The organism is Polaromonas sp. P3_B1 (assembly GCF_056402935.1).
The window spans coordinates 58942-79093 of record NZ_JBFUGK010000012.1; the positions used below are offsets into that span (position 1 = coordinate 58942).

20 protein-coding genes are annotated in these 20152 nt (G+C 63.1%); 4 read left to right on the plus strand and 16 right to left on the minus strand.

The annotated features are described in order from the left end of the window. Positions 1-46 precede the first annotated feature (46 nt). Positions 47-1396 (plus strand): FecR family protein, encoded by a 1350-nt coding sequence (locus AC1DXS_RS09140; protein ID WP_477737197.1) that lies wholly within the window; start codon positions 47-49, stop codon positions 1394-1396. A 23-nt stretch (positions 1397-1419) separates the two neighbouring features. Here the strand turns inward: AC1DXS_RS09140 and AC1DXS_RS09145 are convergent, their stop codons facing one another. Next, a complete protein-coding gene (locus tag AC1DXS_RS09145) occupies positions 1420-2442 on the minus strand; it encodes a glycosyltransferase family 4 protein (RefSeq protein ID WP_477737198.1) in 1023 nt (340 codons plus the stop codon). 134 nt (positions 2443-2576) lie between these two features. On the opposite strand from AC1DXS_RS09145, the gene AC1DXS_RS09150 reads away from it, so the two are divergent. After that, the gene (locus AC1DXS_RS09150) at positions 2577-4709 is read left to right on the plus strand and encodes an O-linked N-acetylglucosamine transferase family protein (protein ID WP_477737199.1); all 2133 of its coding nucleotides are present in this window, start codon (positions 2577-2579) and stop codon (positions 4707-4709) included. 103 nt (positions 4710-4812) lie between these two features. Here the strand turns inward: AC1DXS_RS09150 and AC1DXS_RS09155 are convergent, their stop codons facing one another. The 3 genes from AC1DXS_RS09155 to AC1DXS_RS09165 form a co-directional block, all read right to left on the minus strand. Further along, complete coding sequence (locus AC1DXS_RS09155; RefSeq protein ID WP_477737200.1) at positions 4813-5841, minus strand: XdhC family protein; 1029 nt, start codon at positions 5839-5841, stop codon at positions 4813-4815. A 63-nt stretch (positions 5842-5904) separates the two neighbouring features. Beyond that, complete coding sequence (locus AC1DXS_RS09160; RefSeq protein WP_477737201.1) at positions 5905-8055, minus strand: xanthine dehydrogenase family protein molybdopterin-binding subunit; 2151 nt, start codon at positions 8053-8055, stop codon at positions 5905-5907. Positions 8056-8066: 11 nt separating this feature from the next. Then, positions 8067-8531: a (2Fe-2S)-binding protein gene (locus AC1DXS_RS09165; protein ID WP_477737202.1), complete on the minus strand. Its 465-nt coding sequence runs from the start codon at positions 8529-8531 to the stop codon at positions 8067-8069. A gap of 246 nt (positions 8532-8777) precedes the next feature. Here AC1DXS_RS09165 and AC1DXS_RS09170 point away from each other — a divergent pair, with 246 nt between their 5' ends. Continuing rightward, complete coding sequence (locus AC1DXS_RS09170; protein ID WP_413330802.1) at positions 8778-9311, plus strand: hypothetical protein; 534 nt, start codon at positions 8778-8780, stop codon at positions 9309-9311. A gap of 28 nt (positions 9312-9339) precedes the next feature. Here the strand turns inward: AC1DXS_RS09170 and AC1DXS_RS09175 are convergent, their stop codons facing one another. From AC1DXS_RS09175 to AC1DXS_RS09220, 10 genes are all read right to left on the minus strand, one after another. Continuing rightward, the gene (locus tag AC1DXS_RS09175; protein WP_477737253.1) at positions 9340-11292 is read right to left on the minus strand and encodes a propionate--CoA ligase; all 1953 of its coding nucleotides are present in this window, start codon (positions 11290-11292) and stop codon (positions 9340-9342) included. A 108-nt stretch (positions 11293-11400) separates the two neighbouring features. Continuing rightward, positions 11401-12378, minus strand: coding sequence for an acrylyl-CoA reductase (NADPH) (acuI, locus tag AC1DXS_RS09180; RefSeq protein WP_477737203.1), 978 nt, complete (start codon positions 12376-12378; stop codon positions 11401-11403). A gap of 128 nt (positions 12379-12506) precedes the next feature. Further along, entirely contained in the window at positions 12507-12929 is a 423-nt protein-coding gene (locus AC1DXS_RS09185) for an SgcJ/EcaC family oxidoreductase (RefSeq protein WP_477737204.1), read from the minus strand. 46 nt (positions 12930-12975) lie between these two features. Beyond that, on the minus strand, positions 12976-13371 hold the full coding sequence (arr, locus tag AC1DXS_RS09190) for an NAD(+)--rifampin ADP-ribosyltransferase (protein WP_477737254.1): 396 nt from the start codon (positions 13369-13371) through the stop codon (positions 12976-12978). A gap of 157 nt (positions 13372-13528) precedes the next feature. Further along, a complete protein-coding gene (locus AC1DXS_RS09195; protein ID WP_477737205.1) occupies positions 13529-13882 on the minus strand; it encodes an energy transducer TonB in 354 nt (117 codons plus the stop codon). A gap of 11 nt (positions 13883-13893) precedes the next feature. Further along, positions 13894-14517, minus strand: coding sequence for an isochorismatase family protein (locus AC1DXS_RS09200; RefSeq protein ID WP_477737206.1), 624 nt, complete (start codon positions 14515-14517; stop codon positions 13894-13896). 27 nt (positions 14518-14544) lie between these two features. Next, positions 14545-15168, minus strand: coding sequence for a TetR/AcrR family transcriptional regulator (locus tag AC1DXS_RS09205; protein WP_477737207.1), 624 nt, complete (start codon positions 15166-15168; stop codon positions 14545-14547). Positions 15169-15385: 217 nt separating this feature from the next. Next, positions 15386-15910: a hypothetical protein gene (locus AC1DXS_RS09210; RefSeq protein WP_477737208.1), complete on the minus strand. Its 525-nt coding sequence runs from the start codon at positions 15908-15910 to the stop codon at positions 15386-15388. Between the two features lie 204 nt (positions 15911-16114). Further along, a complete protein-coding gene (locus AC1DXS_RS09215; protein ID WP_477737209.1) occupies positions 16115-16567 on the minus strand; it encodes a DUF2721 domain-containing protein in 453 nt (150 codons plus the stop codon). 62 nt (positions 16568-16629) lie between these two features. Then, positions 16630-17394: a DNA-formamidopyrimidine glycosylase family protein gene (locus tag AC1DXS_RS09220; protein WP_477737210.1), complete on the minus strand. Its 765-nt coding sequence runs from the start codon at positions 17392-17394 to the stop codon at positions 16630-16632. Positions 17395-17640: 246 nt separating this feature from the next. On the opposite strand from AC1DXS_RS09220, the gene AC1DXS_RS09225 reads away from it, so the two are divergent. Then, entirely contained in the window at positions 17641-18432 is a 792-nt protein-coding gene (locus AC1DXS_RS09225) for a glutathione peroxidase (protein WP_477737211.1), read from the plus strand. On the opposite strand, the gene AC1DXS_RS09230 is transcribed toward AC1DXS_RS09225, so the two are convergent. Together AC1DXS_RS09230 and AC1DXS_RS09235 are read right to left on the minus strand one after the other, a co-directional pair. Then, a complete protein-coding gene (locus AC1DXS_RS09230) occupies positions 18425-19786 on the minus strand; it encodes a type II toxin-antitoxin system HipA family toxin (protein WP_477737212.1) in 1362 nt (453 codons plus the stop codon). The genes AC1DXS_RS09225 and AC1DXS_RS09230 overlap by 8 nt on opposite strands. After that, entirely contained in the window at positions 19783-20127 is a 345-nt protein-coding gene (locus tag AC1DXS_RS09235; RefSeq protein WP_477737213.1) for a helix-turn-helix domain-containing protein, read from the minus strand. The genes AC1DXS_RS09230 and AC1DXS_RS09235 overlap by 4 nt, the downstream gene beginning before the upstream one ends. Positions 20128-20152 lie beyond the last annotated feature (25 nt).

Here is a 20152-nt window from a genome sequence, read left to right on the forward strand (position 1 = left end):
CACACCAGCCAGTGCGCACCACCTAAAAAATACCCGGAGAAACCATATGACACCGAACATCAAGCTCCAACACACTGCACTGGTCATGGCGCTGGCCGCCATCTACCCCCTGCAGGCCTTTGCCGCGCCTTCCGCGGGCGTGGCCCAGTTCATCGCCGGCGACGTCAACGTCCGCCGCGCGGACGGCGCCACCACGGCACTGGTCAAGGGCAAGGACATCGAAAGCGGCCAGGCCATCCTGACCGGCGCCAGCGGACGTGCGCAGGTGCGCTTCACCGATGGCGGCCTGGTGTCCCTGCAGCCCAACACCGAATTCAAGGTAGCCAATTACGTCGACAAGGCCGACCCCAAGGAGGACCGCTTCCTGGTCGACCTGCTGCGCGGCAGCATGCGGGCCATCACCGGCCTGATCGGCAAGCGCAACCGCGAGAACTACAAGGTCACCACCACCACGGCCACCATAGGCATACGCGGCTCCGGCTTCAATGTCGGCTACAACCCCGACGGCTCCCTGGGCGTGACGACCGAGCTGGACGCCATCGAAGTCTGCAATGCCGGCGGCTGCGTGGGCCTGACGGCCGGCGAATCGGTCAGGGTGATCAACAACACCGATGCGCCGAAGCGAACCAACGTGCGCGCCCCCGTGCCAACGCCACCGCCCGACCAGGAGCCCGTTGTTGTCGGCAACAACGTCAATGGTGATGGCAAGGCCACCATCGTCCCGTCGCAAACTGCAGCGCCGGTCAATACCGGCACGTTCACCAACCTCAAGTCGGCCGCAACCTACCACTCACAGGGTAATTTTGGCCCCTCCACCATTTCGCCCGTTGCCACAGGCACTTCCGCAACCCTTGACACCGGCAAGCTGACCGCGCTGAGCGCCAACGGCAAGGACTTTACCCCCACCCTCAACGCCTTCGCGGGCTCGGCGGGTTCGACCGACGCCGGCGACTTCATCGGATGGGGATCGTGGACCACGGGTACGCGCAACCCAGGCGCCACGAATATCAACGATCTCCACTATGTCATCGGCCAGCCCACGGCGGTAATGCCCACGACAGGCACCCTCAGCTACAACCTGATCGGCCAGACGCCTGTCACGGGCTACGACACATCCATACAGGCCGCAGTGGCTTCCGGAACGCTGACGTCCGCAACGTTCAACATCAACTTCGGCACCAGCAAGCTGAACATAGGCGTGGTCACCACACTTGGCAGTTTTAGCGCTTCCAACATCACCGTGTCGGGGGGGCAGTTCAGCTACTCCAACGGCGGCCCGGTTTTCACCGCGGACGGTTTTTTCACAGGGGTGAATGCAAGCCGCGCCGGCATGGTTTACACCGGCACCAACGGAAATATCCGTTATTCAGGCGCCGCGGCATTTGCCGCTCCCTGACGCACGACGCGGCCCTAGGCCGCTCAGGCGAGATAAAACGCCAGGTCCCGTTCCGTCGCCTCGGGGCCATGCACCTGGCTGGCCCGCTGCCGTGCGGCCATGCCCAGCTGAAGCCGCAAATCAGGCGAATCGTTGAGCGACATCAGGGCGTCAAAAGCCTGTTCCTGCGAACGGATCAAAAACCCCGAAACGCCCTGCTCGATCACCTCGGCATAACCGCCGTTGACATGGGCCACCACCGGCAAACCGGCGCCCATGGCCTCCAGCACAACCCGGCCATACGCCTCAAAGAAGTTTCCGGTGCGGTAGAACATCGCGTCCAGCGAACGGTAAAAGTCCGGCACAGACTCCGCCCCAGCGGGCAGCAGCTCAATGCCATCGGTTCCCGCCAGGCCCGGCGCCAGGCAGGTTCCGCCCATGACCCGCACCCGTATGCCGCGGCTGGCCAGCATGCGGTAGAGCGAAAGATCCTGCGGGTTGTGCTTTTCAAGCAAATCCCGGCTGGCGCGTCCCACGGTAAATGGCCGTGGCCGGGCTTCAACGTCTTTCCATCGGGCAAAGCGGTCGGCGGCCACTTCTGAAAAGGGCGTGAGATCGAGCAGGCTGGGAATGACGCGGCCGCTCAATGCTGCACTGCGGCGCAGCCAGTCGGACACAAAAACAATTTCAGGGTTGAGGCCGGTATATTCCCGCACGCCTTCAACAATGGCAAACAGCTGCGCCTGGTGTGAAATGTTGTGAAAAAGAATGATCCGTTTGAACCGCGTGTATTTCAGCCATATCCCTGGTTGCAGATGCACGCCGCCAATCAGCAGCGTGCCTTCCTTGGGAAACTGGTGCGCAAAAGGCTGCACGGCGGTAATGCCCTCGGGGGCGTAGGCCGGGTGCACCGGAACGTCGGACCACAGCCTGACCGGCCGCCGCCCGGCCAGGAGCCGCGACAGGTCCAGCAACTCCCGCTCCGCGCCGGTGTACAGCTCGCCGAAGCGCCCCAGCAGGTGCAGGACGCCGGTGTCCGTGTCGGTGGGAGTCAGGCCTTGGGTCATTAGCCGCGATTATCTCCGCGCCTGCCTGAAAGACCGAACCCGCCGTGCCACATAATTCCCGCATGCAAGACGGCAGCAAAGTTGCAATGGACCCCGCCACTTCCTTTCTCCGCGAGGAGGATCACAGAGGCTGGATGTCGCGGGGCAGCCAGCTGGACAAGGCCGGGCAACCCGAGCTGGCGCTTGCCGCCTTCGAAAAAGCACGCGCCCTCCTGCCGACGGACGTCAATTCAGCGTCCGCCTGCGCCACGCTGCTCAGCGTGCTGGACTGCCCGCAGGCGGCTTATCGCACACTGCTGGGCGTTGAGGTGCCGTTGCTGCAGGACGCAGATGGCGCGGCCAACCTGGCGATCGCGGCAGAAGGCTGCGGCGACCTTGAAAACGCCCGGAAGGCCTATGCACGGGCCCTTGAACTCAACCCCAACCACCTGCGGTCGCTCAACAATGTCGCCATCCTGGCGGCCGGGTCCTCTCAGTGGGACATGGCGATCCGCATGGCCCGCCAATGCATTGACTTGCAGCCCGGCTACGCGCCCTACCACGCCAACCTGGCCGAATACCTCTCAGGCGCACGGCGCTACGCCGAAGCGCTGGAGGCCATACGGCTGGCCCTGGCGCAATTTCCCGGGCATGCCGAACTGAAGATCCGGTACATCGCGCTCCTGGCCTTCACCGGTGAGCTTGAACAAGCCGACACCGCGCTGAAAGAACTCGACGCCGGCACCCGCAATCTGATGGCGGAGTTTCTGCTGAAGCTTGAAACGGCTGAAGGCGGTGCGCTGGAGGGCGCCATCCAGGGCAAGGCCGCCGACCACCTGGCGGCGGACGCGCTGCAAATCTGCATGCGGCAAGCATTCCGCAATATCGCCATCAGCGACTGGCGGCATCACAATGCCCTCACCGGCATCCTGCAACAAGCACTGGCTGAATCGCCGGCAGTCTCCAAACACCGTGACTGGGGTGATGCACCCATTCATGGCCTTGCACTCGGCATGAACGAAGCCGCGCCGCAGCAGATGTGGCGGCAAACCCAGGAAGCGATCAAATGCCGCTTCAAATCCTGCCCGCCCTTCAGGCCCGACTCGCGCACGCGCCGGCTGCCAACAGACAGCCGCATCCACGTTGGCCTGGCCGTGCAAAGCCTGGCCGATGCACGGCAGGTTCGCTCGCTTGAGAGGCAACTCGCGCGGCACGACAGCAGGCGTTTTGCCGTGCATGTCTATGCTTTCACAGGGCGCCCCCAGCCTGAACACCACGAAATCTTGCGCCACCACGCGGCCAGCGTGAATGAGCTCGGGCACATGACCGACCTCGAAGCGGTGGGGCGCATCCGGCTGGACAGGCTTGATATTTACCTGGAACAGGCCATGAACCCAGCCTGGACCCGGCAGGAAATCGCCGTGATGCGGGTCGCGCCTGTGCAACTGCGCGAGCCCGGCCTCTACAGCCACCAGGTCCCCGGTGCCTGGGACTACACCCTGTCCGACCACACCATCCACCCGCAAGTAAATGATGACCTGGCCGCGCACAACACCCAGGAAAGCTTCGGCGCCGTCGTCCGCCTGCCGCAAACCTGTTGGCCGGGAAACCTCGAAACCGATGCGGAGCCGACCTCTCCTTCCCGCAAAAGAGCCGGGCTGCCGGCAGACGCCATCGTGCTGTGCTCATGCCTGCTGCCGCCCCTGCTTGACGAAGTCACCTTCGCCAGCTGGATGAAAATCCTGCGCTCGCTGCCCGACGCGGTGCTGTGGTTGCCTTTTTGCAGCCGGGCGGGCATCAACCTGGTACGCGAGGCACAGGCCGCAGGGGTAGGCCCACAACGGCTGATTTTTTCAGCCCTGGCGGCCTGGCCAGAGATTCCTGCCCACCTCGGCTGCGCAGACCTGTTTCTTGACACCTTGCGCCTGAACGCCGCCCCCGGGCTGGCGGATGCCCTGCGCCAGGGCGTACCCGCACTCACCTGCCTCGGCGGCAGTATGGCCGCACGCATGGGCGCAAGCATTCTGCAGGCTGCAGCCCTGCCTGAATGCGTTCTGGAAAATGCGGATGCCTATGTCGCAAAAGCGGTTCGCCTGGGCCGTCAACCCGAAGCCCTGCAGCAATTGCGAAACAAACTACAGTCTGCCCAGCAAACGGCGCCTTTGTTTGACGCGGCCGCACGTGTCAGGGACCGCGAAGCCGCGTGGGCCCACATGGTGGAGCGCTCACGGGCCGGCCTGCCGCCGGCAGCTTTTGATGTGAGCCCCGCATCTGCTGCCAAGCCCTGATTCTTGCTACCAATAAAGTAGCAGCTTGCGCACGGACTTATTGGCCCACAAGCCGATTAACGCCTGAAACTGCTGCTTTCAAGGCCCAAAATCACGGCAAAAATCACTGCGTGACGGTGCACACCTCTCCCGTCGGCGGCAAACCGAGCTGGCCCTTGGCTGCCGCGACATTGGCCATCTGCGCGGACCCCACGCCGTTCTTGACGGCCGTCAGCTCGGCCAGGATGGAGATCGCAATCTCCGGCGGCGTCTTGCTGCCGATATAAAGACCTATCGGGCCGTGCAACCGGGCCAGTTCTTCCGGCGTCATGTCGAAGTGTTCGGCCAACCGTTCACGGCGGCGCTGGTTGTTCAGCCGCGAGCCGATCGCGCCCACATAAAAAGCCGGCGAGCGCAGCGCCTCCATCAACGCCAGGTCGTCCAGCTTGGGGTCGTGCGTGAGCGCGATCACCGCACAGCGCGCATCCAGCTTCATGGCCTGCACCACGTCGTCGGGCATGCCGGTGGCCAGCTCCACACCATCGACCTGCCAGCTGTCGCGGTACTCCTCGCGCGGGTCGCATACCGTCACGGCGTAATCCATACCTTGCGCGATCTGCGCCACAAAACGCGAAAGCTGCCCCGCGCCGATGATCAGCAAACGCCAGCGCGGGCCGTGCAGGGTCACCAGCGCGGCTTCGGACACCTGCATGGACTGGCTGGGCTGGGCCGCGCCCAGTGTGACGGCGCCGGTGTGCAGGTCCAGCCGCCGCGCCACCAGCTCGCCGGCCTGCAGGCGTTGCAGCAGTTCATCGACACGGCTGGCCGCCGATAGCGGCTCCAGGGCCAGCTCTATGGTGCCGCCGCAGGGCAGGCCGAAGCGGCGTGCCTCATCGGCCGAAACGCCGTAGGTAACGATGGCCGGCTTTACACGGTCCAGGCCCTCGCGGCGCGCCCGGTCGATCATGTCATCTTCAATGCAGCCGCCCGAGACCGAACCCACCACCCGGCCGTCTTCGCAGATCGCCAGCATGGAGCCTTCGGGCCGCGGGCTGGAGCCCCAGGTTTTGAGCACAGTGACCAGCTCGCAGCGCAGGCCGGCGGCCAGCCACTGCGAGGAGGTTTTCAGAACTTCAAGGTCAATGTTGTCCATGCGCCGGATGCTAGCAGTCCACGTTCATTTCTGCCTCAATTCCGGCGCCAACCCCATATGCCGTCAGGCTTTGGCGAGGTTGTCATTGAGCGGCAGCGTGCGCACCCGCTTGCCGATGGCCGCGAACACGGCGTTGGCCACGGCAGGCGCCACCAGCGCTGTGGCCGGCTCGCCGATGCCGCCGGGCTTTTCGGTGCTGGGCACGATGGTGATGTCCATGACCGGCGACTCATGCATGCGCAGCACCGGGTAGTCCCCAAAATTGGTCTGCTGCACCCGGCCCTTGTCCAGCGTGATCTGGTTGTTCAGCGCCGCCGAGAGTCCAAACACCACGCTGGACTGAATCTGCGCCTGCACCGTGTCGGGGTTGACCATGCGCCCCAGGTCGGCCACCACCGTCATCTTGTGCACCGTGACCTGGTTGTCCTTGACCGACACCTCGGCCACCTGTGCCATATAGGTGTCGTAGCCGTCCATCAGCGCGATGCCGCGGCTGCGCCCCGCAGGCGGCGGCGTGCCCCAGCCGGCCTTGTCGGCTGCCAGCTTCAGCACATTGGCAAAGCGCGGCTGCTTTTCCAGCAGCGACATGCGGTAGGCATACGGGTCCTTGCCCGCGGCCGCGGCCATCTCATCGACAAAACTTTCGTTGGCAAAGGCATTGAGCGCATGGCTCACCGATCGCCAGTAGCCCGCCCGCAGCCCGCTGTCGTGGATCACCAGGTCGTACTGCGTGTTCGGGATGTCGTAAGGCAAGACACCCGCCTCGGCCATGAAGGGGTCCAGCGTGTCCTTGGGCAGGCCGAAGGCGCGCTGCGTGATGGACTGCGAGGTGATCTTGAAATTGAGCGCCACCGGCTTGCCGTCAGGCCCCAGCCCGGCAGAAAGCTGGTTGACCGCCATGGGCCGGTAAAAGTCGTGCGTGGTGTCGTCCTCGCGGCTCCAGAGCAGCTTGACCGGCTTGCCCACGGCCTTGGAAATCTGCGCCGCCTGCACGATGAAGTCCAGCTCCAGCCGCCGGCCGAAGCCGCCACCCAGAAAGGTCGTCTTCAGCGTGATGTCCTCAGGCTTGATACCCAGCGCCGCAGCCACGCTGCCTTCCGCACCCTGCTGGAACTGCGTGGGGCCTATCAGCAGAATTTTCCCGTTCTTGTAGTCGGCCGTGAAGTTCATGGGCTCCAGTGTGGCATGCGCCAGCAGCGGCGACACATATTCGGCTTTCAGCGTCTTGGCCGCGCCCTTCATCGCACCGGCCGCGTCGCCTTTGGGCGCGATGATGGGAATCACCTTGCCGCTTTCCGCCGCCTTGCGGATGCCGTCCAGCATGCTGGCGTTGTCGATGGCCGCGACCGGGCCTTCGTCCCACTGCACCGTCAGCGCCTGGCGCGCCTTGAAAGCGTGCCAGTAGCTGTCGGCCACCACCGCCACACCGTCGGGAATCTGCACCACGTCCATCACGCCGGGCATGGCCTTGGCCTTGGCCGCGTCAAAGCTGGTGACCTTGCCGCCAATCACCGGGCATTGCTGCAGGCTGGCGTAGACCATGCCCGGCAGCTTCACATCGATGCCGAACTCGGCCGTGCCGTTGACCTTCATCGGTGTATCCAGCCGCTTGGTCGGCTTGCCGACCACGGTGAAGTCTTTGGGGTCTTTGAGCGCCACTTTCTCGGGCACCGGCAGTTTAGACGCCGCCTCGGCCAGCGAGCCGTAGGTCGCCTTCTTGCCCCTGGGGCCAATGACCATGCCGTTCTCAGCCTTGAGCGTCGATGCATCAACATTCCATTTCGCGGCCGCCGCCGACACCAGCATGGTGCGCACCTGTGCGCCCGCAATGCGCAGCTTCTCCCAGCCATCACGCACCGACGTCGAGCCGCCGGTGATTTGCGCGCCCAGCAAGGCATTGGTGTAGACCTTGCCCGGCGGCGCAATCGCGACCTTGACCTTGCGAATGTCAACATTCAGCTCTTCAGCGATCAGCATGGGCATGGAGGTATAGACGCCCTGCCCCATCTCCGAACGTGCCGACAGCAGCGTGATGGTGTTGTCGTCGGCGATGTGCACCCAGGCATTGGGCGTGTAGAGCGTGCCCGCCGCCTGCACGGCAGACGGAACGCCCAGCGAGACACCCAGCATCAGCCCGCCGCTTGCGACGGTCAGCGCCGATGAGGTTTTAAGGAAGCTGCGGCGATCAAGGGAGACCAGTGTGTTGGCAGTCATGATGGTTCTCCTCAGGCTTTGCGCAGGGTGGAAGCGGCATCCTTGATCGCCGCCTTGATGCGCGGGTAGGTGCCGCAGCGGCAGATATTGCCGCTCATCGCGGCGTCGATATCGGCGTCGCTCGGGTTCTTGTTGCCCTGGAGCAAGGCCGCCGCGCTCATCAGCTGGCCCGACTGACAGTAGCCGCACTGCGGCACGTCATGCTTGATCCACGCGACCTGCAACGGGTGCGTGTTGTTGCGCGACAGGCTTTCAATCGTCGCCACCTTTTGCCCCGCCGCCGCCGACAGCGGCGTCTGGCAGGATCGCACCGGCTGGCCGTTGAGGTGCACGGTGCAGGCGCCGCACAGCGCCGCGCCGCAGCCGAACTTGGTGCCGGTCATGCCCAGCTCATCGCGTATCACCCACAGCAGGGGCGTATCGGGTTCGGCATTGACGGAAACGGCCTTGCCGTTCACGTTGAGTTTTGTTGTCATCTGGTGTCCCCTTTTATTGAATCGCTGTCATCACAGGATCGGGCAGGCCTCCACAGTCAACTCACTMAGCTACTACCCGAAGGCCTTGCGCGACTCATGCTACGGCTGGGCGCAAGGGGGTATCCCGGTAGAAACCCTTGGCTGAAACAAAGTGTTGAGAAGTTTTCTCAAGATGAGACATCGAAGGCGCACCCGCTGTGCCCTCTAGAATCTGCCAACTCTCATGACCACTAAGGCTTGATTCACATGAACTTGGAAGTCAAGATGATCCGACGCACGCTGGCAGGAATACTTTTGATTGCAAGCGCCTGCACTTGGGCCAATCCCGCCGCAACGCCTTCTACACCACAGCCCACGGAAGTTCAGCTGCAGGACCCCATGCCGGGGCAGGCATTGCTGTATCTGGTGAGAATTTCCGGAGATACAGAGACCGCTACAGTGTTGGTGGACGGTGCAAAGGTGGCCACTCTGCCGCAAAACAGCTACACCGCCATCAGTGTCGCGCCAGGCACCAGGCGGCTCACAGCTGCCACATCTGTAGGGCAAGAGCGTGTCACGGAGATCACGGCGCAAGCGGACGAGCGGCGGTTCTTTTACTTGCTCGCGCCCTTCGCACGACCGACAGGAGACTTCTCCCTCATGTTTGGTTTGCTCGGTGCCCTTGTTCAGGAAACCATTAACCGCCCCGTTGCGACCAGCGGAAACCGCGTCTGGACCGAGATCCAGGAACCGGAAGCGAAGGGCATGATGGCCGGCACCACTCTTGCCCTGCCGGACTAAGGCAGATCGAAGGCTTCGCAGTAGTGCGTTACCCAGCCACCCGATCCCGAATCTGCTGCAGCGCCGCCGGGTCGTCCATGGTCGTTAAATCCCCGGGGTCCCTGCCCTCGCACACCGCCTGAATCGCGCGCCGCAGCATCTTGCCGCTGCGCGTCTTGGGCAGGGCCGACACAAAATGCACACGCGCCGGCCGCGCGACGGCGCCCAGGTCGCCGTCCACGCGTTTCATGATTTCGCCTTCGAGCTTCATCGCCGCTGCGGTGTCGGCCAACACGCCCGAATCTTTCGGCACAGCGAACGCCATGGCAACCTGGCCTTTGAGCTGGTCGGCCACGCCGATCACCGCAACCTCAGCGACGCCGGCATGGCCTGAAATGCTCTCTTCAATCTCGCGCGTGCCTAGGCGGTGGCCGGCGACGTTGATGACGTCATCGGTGCGGCCCAGGATAAAAAAGTAGCCGTCCTCGTCGCGTATGCCCCAGTCGAAGGTGGAATACACCATCTTGCCGGGCACGCTCTTCCAGTAGGTGTTGACGAAGCGCGCGTCGTCTTTCCAGATGGTTTGCATAAAGCCGGGCGGCGTCGGGCCTTCGATGACGACCACGCCTTTTTCATGGGGCTGGGTCAGCTCTTCGCCGGTGGACTCATGCAGGATCTTGACCTTGTAGCCGTACATGGGCACGCCGGGGCTGCCGAAGCGGCTGGGCTTTTTTTCGACGGCGTTGGCGATGGTGATGATGGGCCAGCCTGACTCGGTCTGCCAGTAGTTGTCGATGATGGGTACATTGAGGCCCTCGCTGATCCAGCGCGCCGTGGGTTCGTCAAGTGGCTCCCCGGCCAGGAAGAAGGCGCGCAGGCTGGAAAGGTCGTGTTTTTTGAGCAGGCCCGGGTCCTGTTTTTTGAGCACGCGCACCGCGGTGGGCGCGCTGAACATGCCGGTGACCTTGTATTTCTCGACCAGGCTCCACCAGATCGCGGCGTTGGGCTGCTTGTCCATGCCTTGCGTAGGCAGGCCTTCGTACATGATGGTGGCCATGCCGGCGATCAGCGGGCCGTAGACGATGTAGCTGTGGCCCACCACCCAGCCGATGTCGCTGGTGGAGAAATAGGTTTCGCCCGCGTGGCCGTCAAAGATGTGTTTCATGCTGGCGGCCAGCGCCACCGCGTAGCCGCCGGTGTCGCGCTGCACGCCCTTGGGTTTGCCGGTGGTGCCACTGGTGTAGATGGTGTAGCTGATGGCGACGGAGTCCAGCCATTCGCAGTGCACCTGGGCGTGCATGTATTTGGCGCGCAGGGTTTCCCAATGCAGGTCGCGCCCGGTCACCATGGGCATGGGCGCCAGGCCGCGGTCCACCAGCAGCACGGCCTCGGGCTGGTGTTTGGCCAGGCGAATCGCCTCGTCGAGCAGGGGCTTGTAGGCCACGACTTTGCCACCGCGCGAACCGGCGTCGGCGCTGATGATGACGCGCGGCGTGGCATCGTCGATACGCGAAGCCAGCGAGCCGCTGGCAAAGCCGCCGAATACCACGCAGTGGATGGCGCCTATGCGCGCGCAGGCCAGCATGGCAAACGCGGCCTCGGCAATCATGGGCATGTAGATCAGCACGCGGTCGCCCTTGACCACGCCCATGGCCAGCAGGCTGGCGGCCATGCGCTGCACTTCGGCGTGCAGTTCGCGAAAGCTATAGGTTTTTTCGACACCGGTTTCGCTGGAGACGTAGATCAGCGCGGCCTGGTCGGGCCGATCCTTGAGGTGCCGGTCGACCGCGTTGTGGCACAGGTTGGTTTGCCCGCCTTCAAACCACTGAACAAAAGGCGGTTTGTCGTCGTTGCAGACACGGGTGAACGGCTTGTGCCAGTCGATCAATTTGGCCTGTTCAGTCCAGAAGGCCTCGGGCTGCTCTATGGACTGGCGGTAGAAGTCTGCGTAGCTCGTCATCTCTTGTCTCCGTTTTTCTAAAGGGAACTGCGCGCCCCATATTTTTGAATTCTCACCCCACCGTTCGGGCTGAGCTCGTCGAAGCCCTTGGACCCTTCGACAAGCTCAGTTCGAACGGAACGGTGATAAGGGATACGGGGTAAGCTTTGTTCAGATTTTGACGACCACACGGCCGCGCACTTTGCCGGCCATCAAGTCGGCCGCTTTTTCGGCGGCACGAGCCAGCGGCACTTCCTCGACCATGGCCTCCAGTTTGGCCGGGTCCAGGTCGCGGGCCAGGCGTTCCCAGGCCTGCTGGCGCTTGGCCAGCGGCGCCATTACGCTGTCGATGCCGRCCAGCGTCACGCCGCGCAGGATAAAAGGCATCACGGTCGCCGGGAAGTCCGCGCCTTGGGCCAGGCCGCAGGCCGTCACCACGCCGCCGTAGCGTGTCTGCGCGCAGGCATTGGCCAGCGTGTGCGAACCCACGGCGTCCACGACCGCGGCCCAGCGCTCTTTTTGCAGCGGCTTGCCGGGCGCTGAGAGTTCGGCCCGGTCGATGATGCTGCTGGCGCCTAGCTGCTTTAAATAAGCCTCTTCAGTGGCCTTGCCGGTGGCGGCCACTACGGTGTAGCCCAGCTTGCCAAGCAAGGCCACGGCCACACTGCCAACGCCGCCGGTCGCGCCCGTGACCAGCACCTCACCGTCATTGGGTTGGACGCCGTGCCGCTCCAGCGCCAGCACGCTGAGCATGGCGGTATAACCCGCCGTGCCGATCGCCATCGCCTGGCGCGGCGTGAAGGCGGTCGGCAGCTTGACCAGCCAGTCGCCCTGCAAGCGCGCACGCTCGGCCATGAGGCCCCAGCGCGTTTCGCCCAGGCCCCAGCCGTTGTGCACGAAACGGTCGCCGGGTTTCCAGGCCGCATGGGTGGACTCGAGCACCGTGCCCGCGCCGTCAATGCCCGCCACCATGGGCCAGCTGCGCACCACCGGCCCCTTGTTGGTGATGGCCAGGCCGTCCTTGTAATTGAGGGTGGAATATTCGACCTGCACCAGCACGTCGCCGGCGGGAAGCTGGGCTTCATCTGTGTCGGCCACAGCGGCCGAAAAGCCGGCCTCGGACTTGTTGAGCAGAAGTGACTTGAACACGGCGTTGTCTCCAGAGGGTTTGTTATCTCAAGGCCAAAAACGCTAAAAAACCGCAAAACTGAATTCTTAATTATGGATAACGGGCTTTCAGGAGGCTGACGCGCATGCCCTGTCAACACAAGGCCGTACTAGCCGCGCAAGATGGCCTCGCCGGTTCGAGGGTTGACAAGGGTCACGTTCTCAAGCGCTCGAATGCGCCACATATCGTTCTGTCTCGTCAGCACTGCGAGGATCAGCGTATCCACCACGTGGGGGCCGGCAGGATGGGCGGCGCCGGCAGCCAGGCGGCTCCAGCAATGGATCACCGCCACCCCCTCGGCAATGGGGGCGATATCGATCAGCTCATTCTGGAGCGTGGAGTCGCTATAGATGGTTTCGTGAATCGGAGCATGGAGTGCCACGATCTCTTGAACGCCCCGGACATAGTGCCCAAAGCGATTCACGAACGTTGCGTCCTGATCGAAAAGCTCACCGAGGGCACGCATGTCGTGAGCATTCCAGGCGTCTTGAAATGCGCCGGGTGCATCTTCCGGTTTTTGCATCTTGGTCATGCCCCATTGCCACGGCTGAATGCTCGTTTCACAAAGCTGCCTCACATCAATTGATGATTTTGCCCATGCCATTCTCTACGCGGGCTCTCAGTTGTTGAATGAACTCCGGGTCATACGGCTCCCAAGATTCGAGCTCGCCGACCACTTTTAAAGGCAGCTTGCTTCGATAGGACCGCGTCGGGTTGCCTGGAAATTTCTTGTCCGTCACGTTGGGATCATTCTCGAATTCCCCCGTGGGCTCCACGACGTAGACACGCGGCCTGCCGCTGCCCTTGGCTATTTCCGCGGCAAGCCCAGCGCCTTTAGCGATGGCCGTGAAATAAATGTGATTCATCACGACGCTTTCGTCGTAGTTCGATTTAAAGCCTGCGCTTAGTAGATCACCTGGCAGCAGTTCGGCTTTCGTGCCGTGAAAAAAAGGGCCGGGGTCCAAAGTTGTCATGAGTTTCTCAAGTGAAAAACGGGGCGATGCCAAGCCTTCCAGTGCTTCCAAACCATTGCCTGGGTGAGGCCTCTTGTTAGGCGCTTCGACCCAGTGTATGGGTCGCAGCCGGTAGCAAGCGCTGAGATGGCGAGGAGTAAGACTTGCGTTGAATCGCTCATTTCAAGGTGTACTGAATAGGCAAGGTCACCCACGAATCCACCGCGCGACCTGAGCGGGTTCGTGCGGGGTTGAATCTGAATTGTTTGACGGCCGCAATCGCTGCCGCGTCCAGCCTGTCAACGCCTGAACTTTGATGAAGCTGTACCTCGGCGGTGTCGCCGCTGGCCAGTACCCGCGCCCGGACGAGCACGCGGCCCTGCTCCCCAAGGCGTCTGGAGATGGCAGGGTATGCAGGACTGGGCGAGCTCGCCTGGCTCGCGAACTGCACAACTTCATCCGGAGAGGCACAGCTCGCAACAAGCATCAAAAGCACCAGCCCGAGCAGGCGCATGGCGTAAGCAGGCTGCAAACCCGCCCGCCTCACTTCACCAGCCCCAGCACATCCTTGAACGCCTCATGCTCGGCCGTGCGCAGCCACTCAAACGCCACCATCTCGGTGGTCACCAGCTCGGCGCCGTTGCCGGCCAGCCGGTCAAAGGCGGCGTCGCGGTTGCGTTCGCTGCGCGAGCTGCAGGCGTCGGTCACGACCCAGACCTCAAACTCTTCTTCCAGCAGGTCAAGCGCGGTCTGCAGCAGGCAGACATGGGCTTCGCAGCCGGCGATGACGATGGTGCTTCTGCCCTCTTCCGGTTCGGGCGCTGTTTTTTGCAAATGCTTGGGCAGGCTGCGCGCATTGCGGCCCTGGCTGGGCTGGCGCACGGGCGGGCGCAGCAGGTCGCTGAGGCCGTCGGCGACGGCGCTGAAAGACATCTTGTCCAGCATGCGGCCGCCGGCCGCGGCAATCGCTGCCTGCACTTCGGGCACATGGGGGCCCAGGCTGCCGGGATTTTCGGCCGTGCCCCAGACGGGCACCTCCAGCAATTGGGCCATGCGCGCCAGCCTCACCGCATTGGCCACCACCAGGCTGTTTTCAAAAATCGAGGGCATGAGGCGGGTCTGGTAGTCCACCAGCACCAGTTGGGAGTCGTCGGCATCGAGCAGCATGGAAATTCCTGGAAATGATTGGGAGGGTCAGCCGGGATGTCGCTGCAAACGCTCCACCAGACTGATCAGGTAGGCGTCAAACAGCAGCGTCGCATCCTGGCCGAAGTAGCGTATGCGCCCGGTGTGCTGCAAGAGCAGCAAGCCGAGGCCGTGGGCGAACAAAGCGGTATTTTCGCGCAAGGCGTCTTCGGCATTCAAACCCATGGCCTGCAGGGCTGCTTCGCAAGGCTGCAGCGCGTCATGCAGGCGGTCATTGAGCTGCAAATTAAGTTCTGCCGTCAGCCCGCGCGGGCGCATGCCCTGCACCAGGTAAAAAACAAGGTCGAGGTCGCGCGGGCTGGCCGCGAAAAAACCGAACCAGGCGCCGGCCTTGGCCTCCAGCAGGTCGGCCGGCCCGGCGCCATCCTGGCCGGCCGCACCCACCGCCGCATTGAGGCGCTCCAGCGATTCGGCCAGCAAGGCGCCATAAATCGCCTCCTTGCTTTCAAAGTAAGAGTAAATGGCGCCGGCGGTATAGCCGGCTTCCCTGGCGATTTCACGGATGCTGGCGCCTTCAATGCCCAGGCGCTCGAACACGCAGCGGGCGGCGTCCAGCACCCCCTTGCGGCGTGAGTCGCTTTGGGCCTGCTGGCGGTCTAGTCGAGCTTGCATCGGCCAAATGTAAAGGCAATCCCGGCTTCAATTCCGGTAAAAATTAACGCTCGTTTTATATTTTGAACGCTGTTAGATATTTGAAAGATATTTGGATCCTGCTTGTGTACAGGGGACGCCCGACGGGCCCGCCCATCGTGTCGGCCATGCCCCCGCACACCGGTCCGAACGACGGGCCAGACATCCAGAGCGCCCCGAATCGGGGTAGGACCGGGCTTTAAATCGAACCCAAATCCTGGATGGCATCCACCACCATGCTGGTGCCTACGGCAATCAGCAGGATGTCGGTGGCAACCCGCACATACTTGTGCCCCGCGGGCGGAGCGCCCAGTTGCACCACCACAGCCGCCGGCACGGGATAGAAGACGATGTCACGCGGCAAGGGCTGGCCTATGGCGTATTTCTTGGCCTGCCCAGGCGGCAGGCAGCCGTTGTTCTTCTTGGCCAGGCCCGGGGGGCAGTGGCCGGCCTTGAATTGCTTGCCGTAATAGTTCTGGACCACCACGCGCTGCTGCGGCACGAAATACGCACCGACCTTTACCTCGGCGCCGTGCTTGTTTTTCTTGGCCTTTTTACCGCCCTGCTCATGGTCGCCTTGGTCGGACTGCTCAGCCTGCTCATGTTTGTTGCCCTTGTTTTTTCCGCCCCCCGCCCACTCGGGTTTCTCGGCGAAACTCGTGGAACAGGCCAAGGTCGCTGCCATCAGCAGTGCAAGGCTGCGTGTGATCGTGGGGATTTTCATTATGGTTCTCCGGTAGTTTTGAAATGGGCTTGCGGCAAGGCAGCGCAGCCCGTAAGCCGAACGCCTGGCTGTTCAACGGGAGGTTTACACGGCAGTTGACGGGGTTCACCCGAGTCTGACCATGGCAAAGGCAACAGTTTGTAGGGCAAACACCAGAATCGGCGTCCTGCATTTGCCCGATTTGGACGCTCGGCGCCCCTGGCTTTAACGCGAAGGCTCCGCGAACTTGAGCAGGCGCGTCGCCAGCAAGGTTTCCGCCAGAAAGCACACCAGGGCCAGCAGAAAACACACCACTCCCGACAAAAAGCAGACCGTGGCAATCCGCAGCGTGGGCAGTTCGCTGGTCTCACCCAGGAACAGCAGGATGATGGTGGTGCCGATAAGGATGGCGCAGAAAGTCAGGAAGGCGATGCAGATGTTGACCAGCCAACCACGGTGGCGAAGTTCACCGAGCTCCTTGTACATGCGCTGCGCGCGGGCGTCTTCCACGCCGCCGGCTTCCAGCCGGTTTTCCAGAAAGCGCGCGCGGTCAATGATGCGCGCCAGGCGGCCGGCCACCGCGGCGATCATGCCCGAGACGGCGGTGAGCAAAAACACGGGCGCCACCGCCAGCTGTATGCCGTGGGTGACCGTGGCAAGGTCGGGCGCGAAGTTCATGCAAAGCTCCAGCTGCGGGTTTCAGGGTCCTGCATTTTGTCATGCGTTTGCCGCCTGGGACCTTAAGCCACTTCTAGCGGCACTCCCTGGCTTTCGTAGCGCCTCTGGCAGCTTTCGCAAAAGAAGCTGCGCCGCTGGGTCTTGCCCAGATGGGCTTTCACAAACGGGATATTGCAGCGCGGGCAGATGGTTTTGGTGTGGGCCAGCCAGTGCTGCTTGAGCACAAACGCCCGCTTCCATTCCAGAAAATCAAAGCTGTACTGCCGGGCTTGCGCCACCAGCTCGCGCAGCTTGGGCGCCGGCAATGCGCCCACGGTCGACAAGGGGTGCACGCGGATGCGAAACAACACCTCGTTCTTGATGATGTTGCCGACCCCGGAAAACACCGTCTGGTCCAGTAGCGCATCGCATGCCAGAGTGCCGGGCATGGCGCGCAGCTTCTTGCGGGCGGCCGCGGCATCCCAGGCGTCGGAGAGCACGTCGGCGCTCCAGTCGTAAACCGTGTCCAGCGGCTCCTCGATATAGCGCACCGAGCAGGTGTAAAAGTTCAACTCGTTGCCGCCGGCAAAGCCCAGGCTGAGACGGGGTGTGGCGCCCTCCTTGCCTTCATTGATACGGTAGCTGCCGAACATCAGCAAGTGGATGCGCACGGCGAACCCGTCGAACTCGAGCAAAAAATGCTTGCCCCAACTGCGCACAGCCAGCAGGCGCTTCTCTGCGAGCCGCGATACGTCAACGCTGGTATTACCGCCGGCGTGTCGCACAACTTTGCCCGCAAAGCCCGCGGCTTGCTCCCTAAGTATCTGGATGGACGGTCCTTCGGGCATGAAAAACTCCTTGAGCGCCCGCAGCAATCGAGCGCTGTGGAATTCTGGAATGCCGGCGGCGCCCGGTGCGTGGGCACAAGCCGGCCGCACCTGACAGTGGGTGCGCGGCTTGATATATGAGATTGCCCTACAGCAATGTCGTCGTTGTCCGACAACTTGCGGTGTGGGCGGTTCGCACAATCAATCTCATCGCCACCGGATGGCTGCCGGGGGCGGCGCCCTGCAATCCCCACCCAAGGACTTCCCATGCTCTCCAACAACGAGGGGCAACGCGTCCCCGACGTCATTTTTAAAACACGCCAAAACGAACAATGGGCCGACGTCTCAAGCACCGACCTGTTCGCCGGAAAAAACGTCGTGGCTTTCTCCCTGCCCGGCGCTTACACGCCCACCTGCTCATCCACCCACTTGCCGCGCTTCAACGCGCTCGCCCGCACCTTCAAGGCCCACGGCATCGACGAGGTGGTCTGCTTCTCGGTCAACGACGCTTTCGTGATGAACGAATGGGGCAAGGCGCAAGAGGCTAAACACATCACGCTTATACCCGACGGCAACGGCGACTTCGCCAGGGGCATGGGCATGCTGGTCGATAAGAGCGATCTGGGCTTCGGCAAGCGCTCCTGGCGCTACTCCATGCTGGTGCGCGACGGCATGATCGAAAAGATGTTTATCGAGCCCGAGAAGGACGGCGACCCTTTCGAGGTTTCGGATGCCGACACCATGCTGAAGTACCTGGCGCCGGATACCGTGGCGCCCGAGCCCATCACGCTCTTCGGCAAGCCGGGCTGCCCGTTTTGCGCCACGGCCAGGGCCATGCTGGACGAGGCCGGCCTTTCCTATGAAGAAATCACGCTGGGCCACGGCATCAGCACCAGCACCCTGCAGGCGGTGGCGGGCGCCGCCACGGCGCCGCAAGTGTTTGCGGGCGGCAAAAAAATCGGCGGATCGGAGGCTTTGGAGGCCTGGCTCAAGGAGCGGCAGCCAAGGGCCGAACCCGCATCGTCGCAGCAGCAAGAACCGCAGCAGTTTCTCAGATAGGCGCCGGCGCCGGCGCTTGCGCCCTGCGCCTGGCGCCCGCCGCGCGCCGGGCCCGCCAGCTTTTGACTGCATCACAAGCCTCGAAGTGCTTGAGCAGGTTCTGCTTCTGCCGCTCCAGCAGGCCGCTGGCCTCAATCATCCGAGGCCAGGTTTCGCAGGCCTTGCCCACCGCCTCATTGAGCACACCGCGCACGCGTGTTTCGAACATGCCGGTGGCGTTGCAAAAGCTGCGCAAGGTCTGGGCCGTGAGCCTGGCCTGCTTTTCGCCACCGGGCACAAAGCGCAGCGCGTGGCCGCGCCCGCCCAGATAGGCCGCGTAAGCGACCACGTCATAAGCCGGGGATAGTTCCGGCGTACGGCCGTCGCGATAAAGCACGCCGAAATTCTTCACGTGCGCGTCATAGTTGCCCAGCATTTCATTGACCATGACGCGGCGTATCAACTCTTGCGCCGCGCCCTCGCCCGCCTCGCCCGGCAAGCTCATGCCCTCGCGCAGCGTCCTGGCCATGGCGGCGTAGCTGGCTGCCGGGTGGGTGTATTTTTCTTCGGGCTGAATGCGCAGGATCTGCGCGAAATCTTCGCAGTGGATATGCCCCTGGGGCCCGCGGTCAAAGCGTTTCACCGCCAGGAAGTTCCGGCTTTCACCGAGTACAAAAGGCTGCTCGGCGACGATCTCTTCCATCGGGGCCAGCCAGGCCTCGCATACCTGCACACCCGCGGCCTGCGCCAGTCGAAGCGAAAGCTCTTCCACCTCGGGCAAAAATGCGAACTCGGCCGTGGGCAACTTGGCGATGATGTGCAGGCCTTTGGCGTCTTTGGTGCGCGCCACATACCGCCCGCCCTGCTGCACCAGCGCGAGCTTGGGTTGCACGCCGGATAGCGAGGTCGCGTCGGGCATGGGCTCGGCGGTGACCGACATCTCCAGCGCATCATGGTGCTGCGTCACCACCCCGGCCAGCGCCTGGAAATCGAGGCGCGCGGGATAGGCATAGACATTGCCCGGCAGGTCGGTGCCGCAGGCGGCCAGCATGTCGAAATGGTCGTTGGGCCCGCAGCCGCGCAGTTGCTCCAGGTGGCGGCGCAAGGGCCCCTCAGGCAACAGGTTCTGGAAAAAAGCCGGCAGGCGCCCGCCTTCGGCGTTGAAAAAAGGCGTGTTCACATAACTGCGCCAGAAAATCTCGCGGCGCTGCGCATCGTCATCAGCGGCGGCCCAGGAAAACACCGGCGACGCCGCATTGGACCAGAAGGCCTCGTCAGGGATGAAGCGCGTGAGCGCGGTGCTGCCCGTGCCGTACTGGAACAGCAGACCGGCGCGCAGGGAACCCAAATAGATATCCAGCGCCAGAACGTTCACGGCAGGTCGCCCTTGGGTTTCTTTCCGCGCGCCGCAGCGGCTGCGAGCAGCGAAGTCTCGGCCACGATGCGGTCCACCCGCGACAAGGCAGGCGGCGCGGGCTCCTGGACGGTATGCGAGTGCAGGCCAGCGGCCACCACTTTGGGCAGCAGCATCACCTCCAGCCCCAATGGGTCGGCAATCGCCATCAAGGTGGTGATGCGTGGCGCGGTGCGGCCCTGCAGGATGTTGCGCACAGACAGAGGCGTGAGGCCCGTCCTTTCAGCCAAGGCCTGGTAATCCAGCTTCAAACGCTGCCGCTCACCTTCCAGGCGCGAGGTCACTTCGGACAGGGTCTTCATAAATATAAAAATATCGTTTTCGATA